16 protein-coding genes and 1 pseudogene are annotated in these 20311 nt (G+C 42.5%); 12 read left to right on the plus strand and 5 right to left on the minus strand.

The genetic code is table 11. The features are described 5' to 3' along the window. Positions 1 to 39: 39 nt before the first annotated feature. The 5 genes from EHV08_RS07305 to EHV08_RS07325 all read right to left on the minus strand — a co-directional run bounded on the left by EHV08_RS07305 (position 40) and on the right by EHV08_RS07325 (position 6456). A complete protein-coding gene (locus tag EHV08_RS07305; protein ID WP_238988035.1) occupies positions 40 to 1143 on the minus strand; it encodes a TonB-dependent receptor plug domain-containing protein in 1104 nt (367 codons plus the stop codon). Positions 1144 to 1240: 97 nt separating this feature from the next. Next, positions 1241 to 2278: a transposase gene (locus EHV08_RS07310; protein ID WP_126677588.1), complete on the minus strand. Its 1038-nt coding sequence runs from the start codon at positions 2276 to 2278 to the stop codon at positions 1241 to 1243. A gap of 429 nt (positions 2279 to 2707) precedes the next feature. Next, positions 2708 to 3361: a PAQR family membrane homeostasis protein TrhA gene (trhA, locus tag EHV08_RS07315; protein ID WP_126678694.1), complete on the minus strand. Its 654-nt coding sequence runs from the start codon at positions 3359 to 3361 to the stop codon at positions 2708 to 2710. Further along, on the minus strand, positions 3358 to 4200 hold the full coding sequence (locus EHV08_RS07320) for a hypothetical protein (RefSeq protein WP_126678695.1): 843 nt from the start codon (positions 4198 to 4200) through the stop codon (positions 3358 to 3360). Before EHV08_RS07320 ends, trhA begins: the two co-directional genes overlap by 4 nt. An 18-nt stretch (positions 4201 to 4218) precedes the next feature. Continuing rightward, positions 4219 to 6456 carry a ribonuclease R family protein gene (locus EHV08_RS07325; RefSeq protein WP_126678696.1) on the minus strand — a complete coding sequence of 746 codons (2238 nt, stop codon included), beginning with the start codon at positions 6454 to 6456 and terminating at the stop codon, positions 4219 to 4221. 238 nt (positions 6457 to 6694) lie between these two features. On the opposite strand from EHV08_RS07325, the gene EHV08_RS07330 reads away from it, so the two are divergent. The 12 genes and pseudogenes from EHV08_RS07330 to EHV08_RS07385 all read left to right on the plus strand — a co-directional run bounded on the left by EHV08_RS07330 (position 6695) and on the right by EHV08_RS07385 (position 20126). Then, positions 6695 to 7687: an NAD-dependent epimerase/dehydratase family protein gene (locus EHV08_RS07330; protein ID WP_126678697.1), complete on the plus strand. Its 993-nt coding sequence runs from the start codon at positions 6695 to 6697 to the stop codon at positions 7685 to 7687. A gap of 72 nt (positions 7688 to 7759) precedes the next feature. Beyond that, a complete protein-coding gene (locus EHV08_RS07335; RefSeq protein ID WP_126678698.1) occupies positions 7760 to 8719 on the plus strand; it encodes a phosphatase PAP2 family protein in 960 nt (319 codons plus the stop codon). A 303-nt stretch (positions 8720 to 9022) separates the two neighbouring features. Beyond that, positions 9023 to 9400, plus strand: a complete 378-nt coding sequence (locus EHV08_RS07340) for a RidA family protein (protein WP_126678699.1) — start codon at positions 9023 to 9025, stop codon at positions 9398 to 9400. A gap of 137 nt (positions 9401 to 9537) precedes the next feature. Then, the gene (locus tag EHV08_RS07345) at positions 9538 to 11364 is read left to right on the plus strand and encodes an ABC transporter ATP-binding protein (RefSeq protein ID WP_126678700.1); all 1827 of its coding nucleotides are present in this window, start codon (positions 9538 to 9540) and stop codon (positions 11362 to 11364) included. A 610-nt stretch (positions 11365 to 11974) separates the two neighbouring features. Beyond that, positions 11975 to 12616, plus strand: a complete 642-nt coding sequence (locus EHV08_RS07355; protein ID WP_238988036.1) for a DUF6088 family protein — start codon at positions 11975 to 11977, stop codon at positions 12614 to 12616. A 4-nt stretch (positions 12617 to 12620) separates the two neighbouring features. Then, positions 12621 to 12839 (plus strand): annotated as a pseudogene (locus EHV08_RS07360) (nucleotidyl transferase AbiEii/AbiGii toxin family protein); the annotation flags it as partial. 207 nt (positions 12840 to 13046) lie between these two features. Further along, positions 13047 to 13226: a hypothetical protein gene (locus EHV08_RS11690; RefSeq protein ID WP_238988037.1), complete on the plus strand. Its 180-nt coding sequence runs from the start codon at positions 13047 to 13049 to the stop codon at positions 13224 to 13226. 314 nt (positions 13227 to 13540) lie between these two features. Next, a complete protein-coding gene (locus EHV08_RS11695) occupies positions 13541 to 14215 on the plus strand; it encodes a site-specific integrase (RefSeq protein ID WP_238988038.1) in 675 nt (224 codons plus the stop codon). Next, the gene (locus tag EHV08_RS07370) at positions 14208 to 15215 is read left to right on the plus strand and encodes a tyrosine-type recombinase/integrase (RefSeq protein ID WP_004343771.1); all 1008 of its coding nucleotides are present in this window, start codon (positions 14208 to 14210) and stop codon (positions 15213 to 15215) included. The genes EHV08_RS11695 and EHV08_RS07370 overlap by 8 nt, the downstream gene beginning before the upstream one ends. Then, positions 15202 to 16230: a site-specific integrase gene (locus EHV08_RS07375; protein ID WP_115152983.1), complete on the plus strand. Its 1029-nt coding sequence runs from the start codon at positions 15202 to 15204 to the stop codon at positions 16228 to 16230. Before EHV08_RS07370 ends, EHV08_RS07375 begins: the two co-directional genes overlap by 14 nt. A gap of 73 nt (positions 16231 to 16303) precedes the next feature. Beyond that, the gene (locus tag EHV08_RS07380; RefSeq protein WP_238988039.1) at positions 16304 to 17191 is read left to right on the plus strand and encodes a nucleotidyl transferase AbiEii/AbiGii toxin family protein; all 888 of its coding nucleotides are present in this window, start codon (positions 16304 to 16306) and stop codon (positions 17189 to 17191) included. Positions 17192 to 17261: 70 nt separating this feature from the next. Beyond that, a complete protein-coding gene (locus EHV08_RS07385) occupies positions 17262 to 20126 on the plus strand; it encodes an RNA-directed DNA polymerase (protein ID WP_126678702.1) in 2865 nt (954 codons plus the stop codon). Positions 20127 to 20311: the final 185 nt, after the last annotated feature.

The following is a 20311-nucleotide window of genomic DNA, read 5'->3' on the forward strand; positions in this document are numbered from 1 at the left end:
AATATTATTAATCTTTGCTTGCGCATTTATCTTTTATTATCAATATTTGAATTTGATTGCACAACTTACGTAGAAAGTACGACCCGGGCTAAGTGTTGCGTAGTTGCTGTTGTATGGACGGTCGTCTGTCCAGTCGAGCAGGTTCTCCACGCCGAAGCCTGGTTCTACGACAAGTTTTTTGAGGTTGAATGCGTGGCGAGTAGAGAAGTCCCACATGTTATAGTTTGGCGCATAACCGTAACTTTCGCTGAAGCGGCGGCTGTATATGCGACCATTGAAGTTTGCATGCAGTGTATATAGACCCCATGAGCGTGCCCATTGTGCTCCCATTGTCCATGCGTTCTTTATTGTTTTGTCGAGAGTTTTCTCGGTTTCATCGTCCTTTGCTTTCAAGTGTGTGTATGCAGCGTTGAGCGAGAAACCGTATCCGAGGTTGGCATTCATAGAGAGAGTTGTACCGAGCACAGATGCGCGGTCGATGTTCTGACGCTGTCTGACGGTTTTGTGTCCATACTTCGCAATAGCATCAGCACCCTGTGCAATGGTAACATAGTCAATCATGTCGCGCACCTTGTTCAGGAAAACGTTGCCCGAAACCGTGAGCCATGAAGTCTGGTATTCTGCATTCAGTCCGTAATAGTTGTTCTTCTCCGGCTTCAATGCACTGTTACCAATCGTCAGGCGATCGGTGTTCTTGGCTATGTCTGTGGCAAAGATTTCGCTCAGTGTCGGTGCTTTGTAACCCATTGCGTAGTTTGCACGCAGGTTTAATCCGCCCACTCTGTACATAAGTGCCACGTTCGGTGTGGCGTAGTTGTGGAAGTTCTGATGATAGATGTATCTCACTCCGAGCAGCGCATGCAGTCCGCCGGATATCTTCATCTCGTCCTGAACGAACAGGGCGAATGTGCTTGCCATCTTTTTTCTGATGTTATCAGTCGCGCTCTTGAGAGCATCAATCTGATAGTCAACACCTACAGACATTTTGTTTCCTTCGCCAAGAATGAACACTCCCTTGAGTGTAGCCTCGTGGAATCGTGTGCGCTTTCTCAGCAGCGATGTTCCATTCGGTATAGTTATTTCGCCTTTCTTGTTTTTTACATCAACGAAATAATCGTACTTAGAGCATTCTATGTTTCCCACCAAATAAAATCTTGTTTTTAACGTTACTTTTAACAGTTGCGTTCCAAGAATTCCGATTATTCTCTATCCATTCATTTTATTCATTTTTTTATTACATTTATCTGTTGATACATTCGTATTCGGGATTATACTTTTCCTTTGATACGGCTAATGCCGTTATTACGTGTATGAGTTTGTTTTTTACATTATTCAGTGCTACCCCTTGATGTTTTCCTCTGCTGATGAGATGTTCAAAATATTGCCTGAACTTGGGTTCCCATCTAACAGCAATTCTTGCAGCCTGTGTGAGTAAGGATTTGAGCATTTTGTTTGCAATCTTACTTACTCTTGCCACCTTATGTACACTTGTTCCGGACTCTTGTGCAAATGCTGCTACTCCCCAATATGTGGCTATCTTCTTTGCATTGCCTCCAAAGTCCTTAAAGTTATTTGTGTAAGCGATAAAGGCTGCGGCATTAATCAAAGATATTCCTTTGACAGAAGTAATACTATCGTGGGTTGTCTTGAGTTCCTCATCCTCTTCGATAAGTTCCTGCATCTTTTCCTCGCATTTTTTAATGATGGCTTTTATCTGTTTAATTATCTTGGTTGAACTATCAACAATGAATCTTACATCGCCTAATTCTTTCTTGAAGTCATCCGTGATATTTTTACGAACAGCCATTGCTTTCATTTGAGATACCAAATGCTGGCGGAACAGAAACAACTCTTTGAGTCGGGAAACATTCTTTGATAAAGGAACGTAACATACTGCCATATCTTGATAACGATAAGCATAGAGGGCTATCTTTAACGAGTCAGCCTTATCACTCTTACCTCTGCTGATACCCAAAGATCTCTTGATGCGAAGTCCGCTGTCGAGCCATATTGAATAACCTTTGGCGTACAAGAAGTTGCTTAAAGGCAAAGAGTATTTACCGGTCTTTTCTCCACACAAGAGTAGTTCATCAGCGTTTATCTTCTTTACAGATGACTTTATCCATGTGACAAATGCTTTAAAACCCTCTTTCTTGTTGGTAAACTTTTCATGGACAGCAGATTGCACTGCTTCTGAAAGTTCTGAGTTGCGACAGTCCAATAAGGTCGCATCGAAAGTTTCTTTCGAAAAATCAATTCCAATAATAATTTTTTTCATATCTTTGTAGTTATAAATGGAGAGATTAACCGGAAGCAGCTTGACTCAACAACTCTAAATAGTCTCGAAGACTAAGCATTCTATCCGGTCTATGCAGCTTTGACAAGGGGACAAATACAGTCATAGGGCTTTTAAGCCCATTTGGGGTTCTTGTCTTGTTCCTTGTCAGGTTAATTTTCTCCTTTTTACAACAAAGGTAAGAAAATTAATCCCGGAATAAAAGTTTACTTTTATAAATTGATAAACTTTTTATTCGATGCAATCTCTTTATTTATTGCAATTCATATTGCAAACTTAGAGATTGGGGTTAAAGGAGTTCAGAAAACCATTAACGAGTTTTTCTGAACTCCTTTCTTTATATCCTTATATCTTCCAAAGACCTACATAAAAAACCCGAACAACTACCGGCAACTCCTTCCTTTCACTCTCTCAAAGATAGTCAATCAACATATCCCAGACCGCCACGATATGGCAAACAGATCCTAAGAGCACAAAGAAATGGAACACCGTGTGCATATATCTCCGCTTATTAATACAATAAAACACAGCACCGGTGATATAAGCAACACCTTCAGCAAGCAGCCATACAACCGAAGCGGTACTCACGCTGCGCAGAAGCGGTCCGAAAGCAACGATTACCGAAAGCCCCATAAGCACAAAACAAATAGTTTCAACAATACTGTGTTCCTTCAACTTACAGAAACTCACTATCGTCCCTGCTATCGCAGCAAGCCATATAAACGAGAACAATGACCACCCCCAATAATCTTCTTGTCGCAAGGCAACAAGTGTTATGGGCGAATAACTGCCGGCGATGTGCCAGTAGATTGCGGCATGATCCCATTTCCTTAACCGCTCTTTCCACTTCGACCAAGCACTAACACTATGATATACGGTACTCGCGATGTACGACATCAGCATACCGAAAAGATATAGTATTATACCTGCCGTTGCCCAACCGTTGCCCTTCGCAAAGCACATATATAAAAATATCGAGCCAATGATGACACCTATGAAAATGCCACCGGCATGGCTCCAACTGTTCCATATTTCCTCTTTATGGCTATAGAAAATCTTTTTCATTCTTTATCAGATACCGATGTTGGTGTTGTTGTGGCAGGAGGAGGGGTAGGTTTTGCATGCGACTCCTGAGCATCCGATTTCGATGCGTCTGTAGAAGAAACCGTTCCCGCACCGTTATTTCCTGTCGGAGTGGCATTGTCGGAATCGCCGGAAGTGCCGGAATTGTCGCCTTCCGTACTCTCCACACCGCTTTCCTGTGCCACATCAGAATTATTTTTCCTAAGAATTGCCTGTTGTTTCTCGCGCGAGATTTGTTTTCCCCACTTGTCGAAACCAAGCATTGCACGCGGTTTTCCGCTCACTTTATCAATCACGGAAACGAAGAAGAGGTCGCCCTCACGACTCACATATCCCTGCGCAAGAGCATCAATGGTGAGATTTACGGTATTCGCCTTACCGTCCGCTCCGGTAGGCGACACCGCAGCAGTAAGCATGATATACTCCTTGTCTGGCGACAACACCGCTTCACGAATACCGGCATTGAGATCATCATCGTTATAGTATATCGCCGTTTCTTCTGTAAGACCGGTGAATACAACCTCATCGAGCCGTTTAGTTATACCATCGAACTTATACAAATGTCCGCCGTTAAGATAGAACAGACAGTGACGGCGTTCGCACGGAAACTTCACCACGAAACCCGTTCCTCCGGGCAATCTCTGCTCCATACTGTCGAGTGCTTCGGCCACGGCGAGCGACTTCTCGTCATACGAACCTCCCGAAGAGCATTTCGATAACGAAACCGTTAATATGGCGATAATCAGGCACAGAGCAACCGCTGTGGCGAGAACCCACAGTCGTTGCTCTTTTAGTGAATTAATAATTTGTCTTGTGTCCATTTATTTTGATTGTTGATGTCAGTCGGCTATAGTGAAGTCGAGTTGACGCTTCTCTATATTCGCTCGTGCCACCACAATGCGTATCGGGTCACCAAGTTGATATTTATTATGTCGGCGACGGCCTATAAGCACGTAGTTTTTCTCGTCGAAGTCGTAGTAGTCATCGTCAAGGTCGTGCATCGAAATCATTCCCTCGCAATGGTTCTCGTCAATCTCGGCATATATTCCGTAACTCGTTATTCCACTGATGTGCGCATCATACTCGTTACCTATTTTGTCTCCCATGAACTCTACCATCTTATATTTAATGGAATCGCGTTCCGCCTGCTGTGCCAGAGCCTCCATGTCGCTCGAGTGTTCGCACATTTCCTCATAGTGGTCTTTGTTTGCCGAGCGCATACCATCTTGATAACGTGTGAGCAATCGGTGAACCATCATATCGGGGAAGCGGCGTATGGGCGACGTGAAATGCGTATAGTAGTCGAACGCCAAACCATAATGCCCTATGTTGTGCACGCTGTATTTGGCCTTCATCATTGCCCTCAGAGCCACCATCTCTATCACGTTCTGCTCTCGTTTGCCGTTAATATCGTCCATAAGTTTGTTGAGCGAGCGCGATATTTGCCCTTTTGTGCCGGCGGTATTTATCCTATATCCGAACCGTGCGATGAATTTCGAGAGATTATCCAGTTTTATCGGATCCGGCCGGTCGTGTATTCTATAAGGCAGCGTCTTTGCTTTTTTGCCCTTTTCCACCTTTCCTATGCTCTCTGCCACATTACGGTTGGCAAGCAACATGAACTCCTCGATGAGTTTGTTGGCATCTTTCGATTTCTTGTAGAATGCCCTTGTGGGCTTTCCTTTCTCGTCAACATCGAAGTGAAGTTCCTCACGGTCGAACTTCACCGCACCTCCTTTGAATCTCTTGTCGCGCAGTTTCTTTGCCAGAGCATCGAGCACCAGCAGTCCGCAAGCAAGTTGAGGCGATACCTTTGCATCACCACAGTTCACGGGTTTGTTGGTTTTTGCCTCCGCCAGACTCTTCACACGGATGGGCGATGGTTCGCCCGTGCCTTCTTTCACGCCGTTTTTTTCCAGAATGTCCTGCACCTCCTCATAGGCGAAACGCCTGTCGCTTTTTATCACCGTGTGCACCAACCGCCACGACTTTATGTTCGCCTCGTCATCCATTACGAACACTGCACTGTAACAGAGTTTCTCCTCGTCGGGTCGCAACGAGCAGATAAAGTTGCACAGACGTTCCGGTAGCATCGGTATGGTGCGGTCAACGAGATATACGCTTGTTGCCCGCTTGTAAGCCTCTTTGTCTATTATCGAACCTTCTTTCACATAGTGTGACACATCGGCGATATGCACACCCACCTCCCAGTCGCTGCCCACCTGCCTGATACTCAGCGCATCATCGAAGTCCTTGGCATCATACGGGTCAATGGTGCATGTCATCACATCGCGGAAGTCCTCGCGGCGTGCTATCTCTTCGGCACTTATCGTGGCATTGATTTTCTCTGCCGCAGTCTCCACAATCTTAGGATATTTATACGGAAGTCCATACTGTGCAAGTATGGCATGCATCTCGGTGTTGTTCTCACCCATCTTTCCGAGCACATCGACAACCTCTCCCACAAGGTTCTTGTCGTCTTTCGAAGGCCAGTGTGTGATGCGCACCACGGCCTTGTCGCCGCTCTTTCCGCCTTTCAGTTTGCGCTTCGGTATGAATATGTCATGCACGAAGATGTTGGAGTCGCTTATCAGGAACGCGAAATCCCGTTCCACCTTGAGTTGCCCTACGAACTGGTCGCGTGCCCGTTCAATTATCTCTATCACCATCGCCTCTTTTATATGCTTCTCGCGTCGAGCCATCATCGTCACCTTGACACGGTCGCCCGTGAGTGCGAAGAGAGAGTTTCGCTCTGCCACGAACACGGCCTTGTCCGAACCATCTGGAATGAAAGAGTTCTTTCCGTTTGCCTTTCTGATAAACCTTCCCTCCATGGTCTGTCCATGAGTGTTCAGCCTGTATGATTTGTCCGACACCTTACTGAGATAGTCGTCCCACGCCATTGTCTCCATGATGTCGATGGCGAGCATCTTCTCAGGGTGGTTGGTGAGATGCAGTTGCTTAAAAATCTGTTTGAAACTGAATGTCTCGTTAGGATTTGCTTGGAACAATGTGGAAAGCATTTCCACTAATCTTTTCTTAGTAAGGCGTTTGCCTTTGTTTTTTCCCTTTGCCATAAGCCGATAGAGTTGATTATCAACTGCGAAGATAACGATTTTTCCTGAATTTAGAGTAAAATACTTAATTTATTTCACTTTTTTAATTCAAAGCGTGGCATACACTGTCCGATGGTGGAATATTTTTAGGAATATGGGCGCAAAAGTATATTCTCTGAAAAGGTTTCCACCCTCTACTACTTTAAAAATTCCACACTTTTTATTTTCCAACTCATTTTTTCTAAGTAACTTTGCACCCATGAAAATTCTCATAACAGGAGCCTCCGGGTTCATCGGAAGTTTCATTGCCGAAGAGGCATTGAAGCGAGGCATGGAGACATGGGCGGCCGTGAGAGGTAGCAGTTCGACAAAATACCTTGCCGACCCGCGCATCAACCTCATAAAACTTGATCTCGACAGCGAGAAACAAATGCGAGATGCTCTCGCGCCACATAAATTCGACTTCGTGGTTCATGCCGCAGGAGTGACAAAGTGTATAAACCAAAACGACTTCTTTCGAGTAAACACAGAAGGCACAAAAAATCTTGTACGCGCACTGTTATCGCTTGAAATGCCGATAAAGAAATTCGTATATCTCAGCAGTCTTAGCATCTTCGGACCGGCTCGGGAGAATATGCCATACAGCGAGATAACCGATAACGATACCCCCGTACCTAACACGGCATACGGACAAAGCAAACTGGCGGCAGAGAATTTCCTCAAAGAACAACAGTCGCTGCCATACGTCATACTGCGCCCGACAGGGGTTTATGGGCCGCGCGAGCGCGACTATTTCATGATGGCGAAGAGCATAAAGAACCACATCGACTTCTCCGTGGGCTACCGCCCGCAGATTCTCACGTTTGTATATGTCGATGATGTTGTCCGGGCTGTGTTCCTCGCAATGGAACGTGGACGCGTGGGAGGACGTTATTTCCTTACCGACGGACGCAGTTACTCCTCGCAGATGTTCAGCAACCTGCTAAAAAAACACCTTGGCGTGGGACTGCTTCTGCGCATCAAGGCACCATTGGCAGTGCTACGCGCAGTGACTTTCATAGGCGAGAGATACAGCCGAATAACACGAAAGATAACCGCCCTGAACGATGATAAATACAACATCATGCGCCAGCGCAACTGGCTGTGCGACATCAATCCGGCACGCGAGGAACTCGGATATAAGCCTACCGTGGAACTGGAAGAGGGCGTGCGCCGCTCGGTGGAGTGGTATAAGAAGAACAAATGGATTTAGTTTGAGAAGAGTGGATTTGGCGAACAGAATTTTAAAACCTCTCTTCTCGCTCCGAGAAACAAAACAAAGGAAATGAAAAATATAAAGAAATATTTCTCTTCAGAGAAACCTCTGAAAGGGCTTATGGCCGTGGAATGGGTCGTTATGGCCTACCTCGTACTCACCACAATAGTGATTCTCTTCTGCTACACCGATGCCGTAAACCCCAAGGCAATGCTCTGGGGACGCGCCAGAGTGGTGGCAATGACGATTGCACTGTGGCTTGTCTATCGCATGTGGCCGTGCCGCGTGACACGTCTTCTGCGCGTTGCCGGACAGTTGGCATTGCTCTCATGGTGGTATCCCGACACCTACGAAATCAACCGTATGTTCCCTAACCTCGACCACTTGTTCGCCTCATGGGAGCAGTCTCTCTTCGGTTACCAACCCGCACTGCTGTTCTCGCAGGCCATGCCGAGCCATATCTTCAGCGAACTTATGGATCTCGGATATGCGGCATACTATCCGATGATAGCACTCGTGGTGGTGTTCTATTTCATCGCACGATATGAGGAGTTTCACCATGCGGCTTTCGTGGTGCTCGGTTCGTTCTTCCTGTACTACGTCATTTTTATCTTCGTGCCGGTAGTGGGACCCACTTTCTACTTCCACGCCGTAGGTATTGACACCATTTCGCAAGGCATATTCCCCGACATGGGTTCGTATTTCAGCAGCAACCAAGAGTGCCTGCCATCGCCTGGCGACCCCAACGGCGTGTTCTATCATCTTGTAGAATCGGCCAAGCAAGCCGGCGAACGCCCCACGGCAGCATTCCCAAGCAGCCACGTTGGTTGCAGCACGGTGCTGATGTTTCTCGCATGGCACACCAAAAAACGCTGGCTCGTTTGGACGCTGATGCCGCTCTATGTGCTGCTTTGCTTCGCAACGGTGTATATACAGGCACATTACGCCATCGATGCCTTTGCCGGACTCGCAACCGGTATCGTCTTCTATTTCATGCTTTACGCCCTCTCAAAGCGCGTTTGCAAGTGAAATGTAACCCCAAACACCACATCCCTAAAAGTAAAATAGCCTGTTTTGCAAAGCAATTTCGGCGAAATTGGAAACCAAATTGGGCGAAATTGTTCTGCAATCTCGCCCAATTTACATTATAAATCAAATGCGTTCTAATGAGCGGTTAGAGTTAAACAATGGTAAGCCGAGGATAAAACAATCGGAAAAATATCCTTTAATGCCAACAAAATAAGTGATTATTGTTGGCCGTTATGGGATTTTTGCATAACTTTGCAACGAGAGAAAAATAATTTTTTTGTTAAAAATAAAAATCTGACATTTATGAAAGCAATAAGCACAAAGAACGCTCCGGCAGCCATCGGGCCATACAGCCAGGGCATTGAAGTAAACGGTTTTGTATATGCCAGCGGACAACTTCCGCTCGACCCTGCAACAGGAACTTTCCCGGAGGGCATCAAGGCACAGACACGCCAATCACTGCTCAATGCCAAGGCTATCATGGAAGCGGCAGGACTGAGCCTCAACGACGTGGTAAAAACCACTGTTCTGCTCGCCGACATCGCTGACTTCGCCGAGATGAACGAGGTTTATGCCGAGTTCTTCAGCGAGCCATATCCGGCACGCAGCGCATTCGCCGTGAAGTCGGTTCCAAAGGGAGCACTGGTAGAGATAGAGTGCATCGCGGCAAAGAAAATCTGAAAAAGTTTTGTAAGAAACTATTTATTGGTTACTTTTGCAGGCAGAAACGAATTTCTGTCTGCAAAGGTGATTTTTGCCGTATTACATACGCTATTCATAGAAACAAGATTTGCAGAGAAGCATTATAATAACACACAATGAGAGAATTCTTACATGTATTGAGGCGATTCGTGCCACCCTATAAGAAATATCTGATGCTGACGGTGACATTCAACACCTTGTCGGCTGTGCTCAACATATTCTCATTCATGGCTCTGGTGCCGATACTGCAAATCCTTTTCCAAACGAAAGAAACGGCAGAACACTTCGAACGCATGGCATGGGACAGCGGAGAGGTGAAAGATGTGTTCATGAACAACATGAACTACTACATGCAAGAAATGATAAACAGTCTCGGCCCCACTGCCACACTACTCGTAATAGGACTGTTTCTCGCACTGATGACAGCACTGAAAACCGGCTCTTATTTCCTATCGTCGGCAACGATTGTGCCGATAAGAACAGGTATTGTGCGCGACATACGAAACCAACTGTATGAGAAAATAAACTCGCTGCCGCTGGGATTTTTCAGCGAAGAGCGCAAGGGAGACATCATAGCACGCATGAGCGGGGACGTTCAGGAGATAGAAAGTTCGATAATGTCGAGCCTCGACATGCTTTTCAAAAATCCTATTCTGATACTTACCTATTTCATAACGCTGATTGTTACCTCGTGGCAACTCACGCTCTTCGCAATAGTTTTCGTGCCGATATTCGGTTGGTTTATGGGCTTTGTGGGGCGAAAACTTAAACAGAACTCCATCAAGGCACAAGGACTGTGGAGCGACACGATGAGCCAAGTGGAGGAAACTCTCGGCGGACTGCGCATCATCAAGGCTTTCAATGCCGAGGAGAAGATGAACAATAGGTTCGACAAGGTGAACTCCGATTACCGCAACAACATAATGCGGGTGAACATAAGGCAGTCTATGGCTCACCCCATGAGCGAGTTTCTCGGCACACTGATGATAGTAATAGTGCTGTGGTTCGGTGGTGTCCTTGTGCTGAATGACATGGCATTGTCAGGGCCGGTGTTCATATATTATATGGTGATACTATACTCTATCATCAATCCTCTTAAGGAATTTTCAAAGGCAAGTTATAACATACCGAAAGGATTGGCATCGATGGAGCGCGTGGATAAGATTCTGCTGGCAGAGAATAACATCGTGGAGGCAGAAAATCCGAAGCATATTTCGTCGTTCGAACGAGAGATTGAGTTCCGCAATGTGTCGTTCAGATATGGCGAGAAATGGGTGCTGCGAAACATAAACCTCACTATACCGAAAGGAAAGACGGTGGCTCTCGTGGGACAGAGCGGTGGCGGAAAATCTACAATGGTTGACCTCATTCCGCGCTACTACGACGTACAGGAGGGCGAGGTGCTCATCGATGGAATCAACGTGAAAGACCTTGGCCTACACGACCTGCGACAACTAATCGGAAACGTGAACCAAGAGGCAATCCTATTCAACGACACTTTCGCAAACAACATAACTTTCGGCGTTGACAACGCCACAACAGAGGAGATAGTGAAAGCGGCAAAGATTGCCAATGCTCATGAGTTTATAGAAAATTCGGAAAACGGTTACGAAACCAACATCGGCGACCGTGGCGGCCGCCTTTCGGGTGGACAGAGACAGCGTCTGAGCATCGCCCGCGCCATACTGAAGAACCCACCCATCCTTATTCTCGACGAAGCAACGTCGGCTCTCGACACCGAGAGCGAACGATTGGTGCAGGACGCACTCGAACGTCTGATGAAAACACGAACTACAATCGCCATCGCTCACCGCCTGTCAACAATAAAAAACAGCGACGAGATATGCGTGCTCCACGAGGGAAAAATCGTTGAACGCGGCACCCACGAACAACTTCTCGCTAAAAACGGGTATTATAAGAAACTGCATGAGATGCAGAGTTGAGGATGAGGATGCATGAGTTGAGGACTATAATGAACGATTTGGGTTAAACTGATGGTGTGATAATAACTCACCATGTGCTATCTTTCTCTACTCCTTGTAGCCCTTAGTAGTTAACTGTTTCAGTTGTTTATTAACAGCCACAAAGTAGATACCCTCTTCACTTGATAGTTACTGAATTGTAATGTCAGGAACAGAAAAGAATCTCTGTTTTGCCGTATGTCAGTATATTGCTCTCTATATGATTGCTGTTATAGTTGAAGTCAATAATAAATCGATGTTTAGGCAATTCCCTGTCTCTGTCATAGAGAGGTTGCAGAGCATTCTAACGTGCCATTATTTATTGTATCTAATCCATTGTTATATTGTTCTATTTGGAGGATTTCTCGCTTAAAGGTATATATCATCTACCTTTTAAGGCATTTTCTTTTTTGAGAATAAGCCGGAGGCACTGACAGTATATGTGGAAAATCAAGGAAGTTAGAACTATTTGCATACTAAACTTATCCCGAACTGGCGTATATTATACAGCCGTCCAAGAAGAATATACTTTATAGTTGTAAACTTGTTCCGACTTTTTGCTTTATATTAAAAAGATTTCTTATCTTTGCACTTGAAAAATCATCAAAATTTCAAAGGTAGTATGATAAATGCGCATTCTAATGATAGAAATACTCTAAGACATAAAATAGAAACATTACCAGAGGATAGCATTCTCTTCCGTTCTGACTTTCCTGAGTATAACTCTGAGTTTGTTGGTGGCACTTTGTCAGAACTAGTTACTAAGGGCTTCCTGACAAAAATTGCACAAGGCATCTATGTAAAACCTCGAAAAAGCCGTTTTGGAGTGTTATTCCCTACGGTTGACAAGGTAGTACAAGCTATCGCTACCCGCGACAATGCAGAAGTGCTACCCTCGGGCATTACTGCGTTAAATGTTTTGGGGCTATCTACTCAAGTGCCAATGAATTACACATATCTGACTACAGGTAGTGAGAGAATGGTCAAACTTGCAAATTGTCAGGTTACATTAAAACGTGGAGTGCCTAAGAATTTTTGTTATGAGACCCGCCTTATTGCACTATTAGTGCAGGCTCTTAGAACTTTAAAACAAGAGAATGTTAATAGCGAGGAAATACAGACGATACGTTCACTAATATCAAAGGAGCCTGATAAAGATTCTTTGATGAGGGACGTGGATTTGATGCCTGCATGGATGAAACGAATTGTTAAACCAATAATTAAACAAAGTTAAGACAATGGGTAAACTGTGGTTAAACAATGAACTTGTTGATCGTCTTGCAATGTTGCAACAGACAGAAATAAATCATCCTAAAATAAATCAATTGGCAATAGAAAAGGACTGGTGGGTAACAGTCACTCTAAAAGCCCTATTTCAGACTGACTGTCATGAATTACTGACATTCAAAGGTGGCACATCGCTCTCTAAAGGCTTCAACATTATCGAGCGTTTTTCTTATCACAAGTAAAATATTATCCAAAGTGCTAATAGATATATATTTCCATTTATTTGATTATCAATAACACTTTTGATAATATTATCAGATAATATTTGTGTTACTTTGTACTTGTGCACCTCAAATGGTGTTCTCAATGTAACATGAAAAGTACAGAAATCAACTCTCTAATAGCCAATTGCGTTTTGCAGATGCGTTTGGATGGCTATGATGAGAAATGTATTGAAACGCATCAACGAAGGTGGCAGAAAGGTATTGTCACGTACATGCACAAAACTGGGACAACCCTGTTTTCTCCAGAAGTTGGAACGTCATTTCTCGCAGATGTCTTGCCGGGATTGGCAGCTTCTACGCAACGAGCCCATCGCAGGAGCATACATCTTTTGACGGAATTTATGCAAACGGGAATAATTCGCCGAAGAATAGTCAAGCTTCACGAATTTCCTCTTGATGGAGAAATAGGCAACGCAGTTCTCCAACATCTCGACTTTTTACGGGAACAGCGACGGTGCGAGCCGACAATCCATAACCACAGGCGTCTATTGAGTTACTTCATAGCTGGTCTCAGTCAAAAAGGAATTGATAGCATATGTGGTATAACAGAGAAAGTCATTGTGGAATTTGTTGATCATGCGCAGACATGTAAAAGCGAACACTTCTATGCCATCCGGCAGTTTTGCTCCTTTCTATATGAAAGAGGGATGACATCAACAAATCTTAGTTATGTGCTTACAAGAAGCAATTTTCCGCAACACGAGAAACTGCCTTCTGTTTACAGTTGCGATGAAATCAAGCAAATAGAAGGTTCTATAGAACAGTCATCGGCAGTCGGTAAACGTGATTACGCAATCTTCCTCCTTGCTTCACGACTGGGATTGAGGGTCTCAGACATAGCCTCATTGACATGGGACAATATAGATTGGGACAATGGCAAAATCACCCTTTACCAATACAAAACTAAAGCCCCAATGGAACTTCCACTTCTGAGGGAAATTGGAGAGGCATTGGTCACCTATGCAAGAGACTCCCGTCCGAAATCCCATCTAAAAGAAGTCTTCTTAACGGCATCGGCACCATACCGTCCGATGACACGCATCAGTCTGAATGGTGTGATTACAAGAATAATGCAGTCCTCGGGAATTGACATATCCAGTCGCAGGTTCGGGCCTCACTCCATGCGTCATTCACTTGCCAGCAATATGCTCCGCCAAGGGACATCCTTACCTGTCATATCAGGTATATTAGGGCACGAGAGTACGCAGACCACAATGGAATATCTCCGGGTGGACATTGTGAACTTGCGTGAATGTGTTCTTGATACCCCTTTAGTTGACGAAGCTTTTTATTTACAGAAAGGAGGGGCATTCTATGATTAATTATACCTTCAAGAGTATCTTCGCTCCTTATTTTACAAGTTTTGTGAAAATGAAAGCAGCGATGGGGTTTACAATATCCAAGATAGAGTACATATTCAAAGAGCTTGACGAAATTTATCGTATCATGCCCCTACACGAACCAGTCTTGACTAAAGAACTGGTGAAGGCATGGCGTGAAAGCCGGTTGAATGACAGCGAGAGGACGTTGTATGATAAATGGTCCATAATAAGTCAGTTTTCCCGGTATATGTGTCATTGCGGATTTGTCTGCTATGTTCCTCCCATGCCAAGGCAGAAAGACAAGTCCTTTATCCCAAGGGTTTTCACCCATGAGGAGATAGAACGTTTTTTCATTGCAGCAGACAGCCTCCGCTTCCATAACATTCAACCCACCTTATGTCTGTTTTCCATGCCCACCTTATTCCGTGTATTATATGCTACCGGAATCAGGATAGGCGAGGCTCTGAATTTGAACATTGAGGATGTCAACCTTGAAAAGGGTACGATACTCATCAGAAAATCAAAAAACCAACGGCAACGTATTGTTCCCATTACGCCTTCTTTGGACGCTGTACTACACCAGTATATATCCTACAGAGACAGAATGCCTCTCAAGAGCATACGGCACAAAGAATCACCATTGTTCATTTCACATACAGGAGGAAGGGTACTGAAAGGTACTGCTTACAAGTGGTTCAGGAAAATACTCAAATTGTGTGATATTCCTTTTATTGGAGGAAACCGTGGTCCAAGAGTTCATGATTTGCGACACACTTTTGCAGTCCATTCTCTAATGAAGCAGGTAAAGTCTGGTAAGGACATGTATTGCCTGCTCCCGATCCTTTCCGTGTTCATGGGGCATAAAACCTTATTGGGAACAGAGTCCTATATACGTCTAACCTCTGAGATGTTCCCTGAACTGAACCTGCAAATCGGTGCCATATCATCTTATGTATTCCCCTCACTTGAAAAAATGGTAAGAGAATATGACGAAGAATGACTTTGCTAAATTTCTGAAGGGATTCTTTACTGAATATCTCTCGGCTGAACGGGGTGTAAGCTCCAATACATTGCGTTCATATGGAACCGCATTCGCTTCTTATCTTGACTTTATGAGGGTTAAGAGAGAAGTGGATGCTGAGAAACTTACACTTGAACATATGGGCCGCAAAAATGTCCTTGACTATTTGGACTGGTTGCAAACTGACAAGTCCAGTTCTGTATCGACCAGGAATCAGAGGCTGGCTGCAATCCATGCTTTTTGCCGATATATGCAGTACGAGGATGTCACGCGCCTATATCAATGGCAGGAAATACTTGGTGTCAAGATGAAAAAGGCAATCAAGGGTACCATGAATTATCTGACGATGGATGCTGTCAAAGAATTGTTAGCGCATATACCGCAGACTACCATGCGGGGGCGTAGAGACCTCGCCATGCTCTCCCTGCTGTATGAAACCGGAGCCAGAGTACAGGAACTCATAGACCTTAGACCGGTTGATGTCTGTTTGTCCAAGCCATACTATGTAACACTCTTTGGCAAAGGAAACAAGAAAAGATTGGTGCCCATCCAAGATGCCCAAGTATCAATCCTACGCAAATATATGGAAGAAAACCATCTGCTTGAACTGAGAATGAATCAGCGCCCTCTCTTTCAGAATGGTCGTGGAGGAAAACTGACAGGAGCAGGCATAACCTATATCTTAAAAAACTATGCAACGATGGCCAGAACTGCCTCAGAAAATCTCATCCCTGAAAAAATCAGTCCTCACTGTCTTCGCCATAGTAAAGCTATGCATCTGTTACAGGCAGGAGTGAATCTCGTTTATATAAGAGATATTTTAGGTCATGTGTCAATCCAGACAACTGAAGTATATGCACGTGCAGACTCCAAACAAAAGCGGGAAGCTTTGGAGAAAACATATACTTCAATCCTTCCACAAGAGGAAGATAACAAACCTTCATGGGAATCTGATTCTGAACTGAAAAGTTGGTTAAAAAACTTAGGACGGTAGTAATATTATCCAAAGTGATGGCAAAAAGTATCCCTGATAAGCAATTAATAATCAGTCATGCAAAAGTCGTACTTTGGATAATATTTTACTTGCGATAAGAAAAATTATCGCAAGTTGTGATAAAATTTCTGAAGACATCGACCTGGCTATTAGCCACTCATTCTTCGGAATTGAAAAGACAAACAAAAATCAGCGTGACAAATTAAAGAAATTATCTCGAAAGTACATCCAAGAGACTCTTTCTCTTCAACTAGATACACAATTAAAAAAAATGGGTATCAAGGGATATACCATTAAGAATGTCACCCAATTACAGGATAAAAATGGGGAATGGAAGCCATTTGACTCAGACAAAGATCCTACGGTAATTATACTGCATTATCCTTCCATCTTAGAAGATACTATTAACTATATTCCACCTCGTGTTAAGATTGAAATCAGTTGTCTTTCAATGGACGAACCAACCGAGGAACGTCAAATCCGTTCACTAATTGGAGATACGTTTGAAGATGAAGATACTGATACTAATTGTACAATAAGAACCGTGATTCCAACCCGCACGTTCTTGGAAAAGTTATTCTTACTAGCTGAAGAATTCCAAAAAGAAAAACCTAGAAGTGTTCGTATGTCTCGCCATTTGTACGATTTGGAGAAACTTATGGATACCGAATATGGAAAAGATGCGCTGGCTGACCATGCGCTCTATGAGGCCATAGTCGAGCATCGCAGAGCATACTATGCTTTGAAATATGTAAATTACGACCTTCATCATCCTTTAACAATTAATTTTATGATACCTAAGCAAGAAATAGAAGCATGGAAAGCCGACTATACAGACATGCGACGCTTTTTCATCTATGGTAACTCGTTAAATTTCGAAGAATTGATGCAAAAGATGATTGAGTTGCAAGAAAGAGTAAGAAACATGGCAAAATATCTATACAAAAAGAAAATTGGCTAATAATAAAGCGAAAAAATAATGAAGACATGCCTTCACGTGGAAACTATAATATAATAGAAAAGTAACGATTATGACAACAATAACCACTGCTATTTTAAAAACAGCTTTCAGAAAGCTTCTTACAGCCACTTATTTCGATAAGACGGACATGGTAATGCGGTATCGCGTAGCTACATTTGCAAAAAAAATATCTTCTAAGAATGAAGAAAAACGCATTTTTAATAACTTGTTGAGTGTGGCAAAAGGGAATAACGACAATATTCTTAATAGTTGGCTCGATGAGATGGAACTGTCATTCTATCCTAAAAAAGTTTCAAACAATAATAAAAATATAGACAACCATGTTATAACTAATATCCCGCCCCATATAATGAAAGTTGAGAAATTATTGGTGAAGGCAAATATTCCTGTTGAACTCTGTATACTTGATGTTGCATGGCTTCTGTTATATGGATTTAAGGTTGATAGTAAACTTTATAGCCATAGTTATGGTAATAGAATGGATCTCACACACAATAATAGTAGAGTACGGAATGGAAATGCTTTGTTCATAAAGTATCATGGTCAATATAAAAAATGGTGGGGGAATGGTATCAAGGAAGCTAACAAACATATTAAAAATAAAGAAAATATAACAATTATCAATTTTGATATTAGCAATTGCTATCATTCCATTGATTTCGACTTTAATGAATTCTTTTCTTATTATGACAAGTACTGGCCAGATGACAAACTAAGTGAAAATATGCTGACAAAAGCCATTGTCAAGGTTTATCAAAGATATTGGGAAATCGTCCAAGAAACGGATATAGATGTGTTTAAGGGTAATAATGATGAAAAAAGAACTTTGCCATTAACGCTGATGAGTGCCCATGTGTTAGCCAATTGGTATCTAAGTCCGCTTGATGATTTTATTACCAAAAATGAAAAAAAACCATATTATTACGGAAGATATGTTGATGACTGTATGGTTGTTCTAAAATCCAAACCTGCAGCAGAAACTTTGATAGATAATGTTAATAATGAACTTCCTGATCTAATAGAAGACAAAGACGGTAAGTTCATATTTGCTTTTGCGTCTAAAAAAGAATATAAACGGTTACGCACATTTGAACTACAAAAAGACAAACTATATGTTTACCGCTTTAACTGTTTGTTGTCTCAATCGTCACTTGACGAATTTGCACAAGGACAGATGGAGCGAAGTAGTGAATTCCGATTCTTGACAGACGACGTTGATACAGGCAATGTGAACTTGGAATTTGTGACTCTGGTTAATACCTTTGATTCAGAAGAGGAACCAGGACGCAGATTCAACATTCTAGAAGAGAACAGGTATAAACTGGCCATTTATCTTGCAAAACTGGCTTCCAGATTAGCGAAATATGGTAAGGATTACAAGCATTTTGAAGAGGTAGAGAAAGTTTATAACTACTTCAAAGAAGGATATCTGATAAAACATTATCAGTTGTGGGAACGACTGATGACAGTATTCGTATTAGCAGACAGGGAAGAATATGTTTCAGACTTTGTAAAAAACGTACAACGGCAGATTGAATTATTAGAGTCAGAAAATGGTTTGTTTGGAGAAGACAAAGAAGCTGGGATGGAGTGTTTAAAGAAAAGCCTAACGTTCCATTTGGAACAATCACGTAATTTGGCCATGAGTTTACACCGAGTTAGTCAAAAGGTAGATTCCGTTTATCTTGAAACATTTATGGTGCGTATGCACTATAACCAACTACCGCTTCAGGAATTTGCAGATCGTTTTACTTATGAGGGTGTAAGGTTGACCATAAATAATTTAAAGTATCGGGAAGAGTTGCAGAGTTACCGATGGATGCCATATTATGTGAAGTATTATGCCATAGTGAGTGCATTGAGTTTGGGCGAAGTATATAAACCAGATTATGTTTATAAACGGGCATTTGAAATATATTGTGAACTAAATCATGTTGAGAAAAAATCCTATTGGAAGGAATTCTGCCGACCGCCTAAAAGTTATGATGATAAAGTGACGGAATTCAATGTTGATTTCTCCCCTACATCACAGAAAAATAATCAACAAACTGTGTCAGTAGTGGAAATGGATATTAAGGAAAAAGATGCTATAGATGTTATTGACAAATATGGTATTGTTGATACCAAAAAGTTTGATATTTTTGACAATATTTTAGACCAGATAACTAAAATATACAAGACTGATATTTTTGTCTTGCCAGAACTTGCATTGCCAATCTACGAACTTATGGGATATTGCCTTTATTCTGCTAATCATGAAGTAGCATTTGTTTCTGGTATAGAATATGTTGTGAGAAAGCGTGTAGTTTATAACTATGTAATAACTTGTTTGCCGATAACGCTTTTTGGGCAAAGGGATGCTGTGCCTGTAATTAGACTAAAGAACCACTATGCACCCGATGAGATAGATTGTATAGTTAATAAAAAGAAACTAAAGATACCTAATTCTACAAAAGCGTGGCAAAATCTGTATCATTGGCATGGGCATGTATTTACTAGTTATTATTGCTTTGAGTTGGCGAGCATAGTGGAACGATCGTACTTCTATTCAAAAATAGATGCCATATATAGTCCAGTATTCAATAAAGATACTTATTATTTTAACAATATTGCAGAATCAATGGCTCGTGATATGCACTGCTACTTTATATTGAGTAATGTGTCGCATTTTGGTGACAGTCGTGTAACGATGCCAGGCCCTCATATGAAGATGGACCTTCTGAAGGCGAAGGGAGGAAATACGGTTGATAACAAAGCTGTGGTTTTGTCAGCAACGCTTGACATTGACTCACTAAGACATTTCCAAAAGAAGAGAATGAGTCAACAAAAAAATGATAAGAACTTTAAGAAGACACCACCAGATTATAAAAAGAAAATGGTAGATACAAGATCAAAAAAAAGATTCATTTATTAACGACTATAATTATCCGTTGAGCCTAATTTACTCAAATCAGTACAATTCAATAAAATAACGATAAGATACATTTTAAAGATAATCGAAAGAGGAAAAACAACCAAAAAAAGAGGCGTAATAGACATTAGAGAGCTTTTTAGCATATAAAATGTTCATTATGCCTAATAATATGTGTCATAATAAAA

This window comes from Prevotella koreensis, from assembly GCF_003977605.1.
GTDB classification, from domain to species: domain Bacteria; phylum Bacteroidota; class Bacteroidia; order Bacteroidales; family Bacteroidaceae; genus Prevotella; species Prevotella koreensis.

Excerpts from the sequence above, each read along its gene's own strand:
- EHV08_RS07310 (WP_126677588.1), bottom strand. The coding sequence starts at position 2,278 with ATGAAAAAAATTATTATTGGAATTGATTTTTCGAAAGAAACTTTCGAT.
- trhA (WP_126678694.1), bottom strand. The coding sequence starts at position 3,361 with ATGAAAAAGATTTTCTATAGCCATAAAGAGGAAATATGGAACAGTTGG.
- EHV08_RS07320 (WP_126678695.1), bottom strand. The coding sequence starts at position 4,200 with ATGGACACAAGACAAATTATTAATTCACTAAAAGAGCAACGACTGTGG.
- EHV08_RS07325 (WP_126678696.1), bottom strand. The coding sequence starts at position 6,456 with ATGGCAAAGGGAAAAAACAAAGGCAAACGCCTTACTAAGAAAAGATTA.
- EHV08_RS07330 (WP_126678697.1), top strand. The coding sequence starts at position 6,695 with ATGAAAATTCTCATAACAGGAGCCTCCGGGTTCATCGGAAGTTTCATT.
- EHV08_RS07335 (WP_126678698.1), top strand. The coding sequence starts at position 7,760 with ATGAAAAATATAAAGAAATATTTCTCTTCAGAGAAACCTCTGAAAGGG.
- EHV08_RS07340 (WP_126678699.1), top strand. The coding sequence starts at position 9,023 with ATGAAAGCAATAAGCACAAAGAACGCTCCGGCAGCCATCGGGCCATAC.
- EHV08_RS07345 (WP_126678700.1), top strand. The coding sequence starts at position 9,538 with ATGAGAGAATTCTTACATGTATTGAGGCGATTCGTGCCACCCTATAAG.
- EHV08_RS11690 (WP_238988037.1), top strand. The coding sequence starts at position 13,047 with ATGATGAGAAATGTATTGAAACGCATCAACGAAGGTGGCAGAAAGGTA.
- EHV08_RS11695 (WP_238988038.1), top strand. The coding sequence starts at position 13,541 with ATGACATCAACAAATCTTAGTTATGTGCTTACAAGAAGCAATTTTCCG.
- EHV08_RS07370 (WP_004343771.1), top strand. The coding sequence starts at position 14,208 with ATGATTAATTATACCTTCAAGAGTATCTTCGCTCCTTATTTTACAAGT.
- EHV08_RS07375 (WP_115152983.1), top strand. The coding sequence starts at position 15,202 with ATGACGAAGAATGACTTTGCTAAATTTCTGAAGGGATTCTTTACTGAA.
- EHV08_RS07385 (WP_126678702.1), top strand. The coding sequence starts at position 17,262 with ATGACAACAATAACCACTGCTATTTTAAAAACAGCTTTCAGAAAGCTT.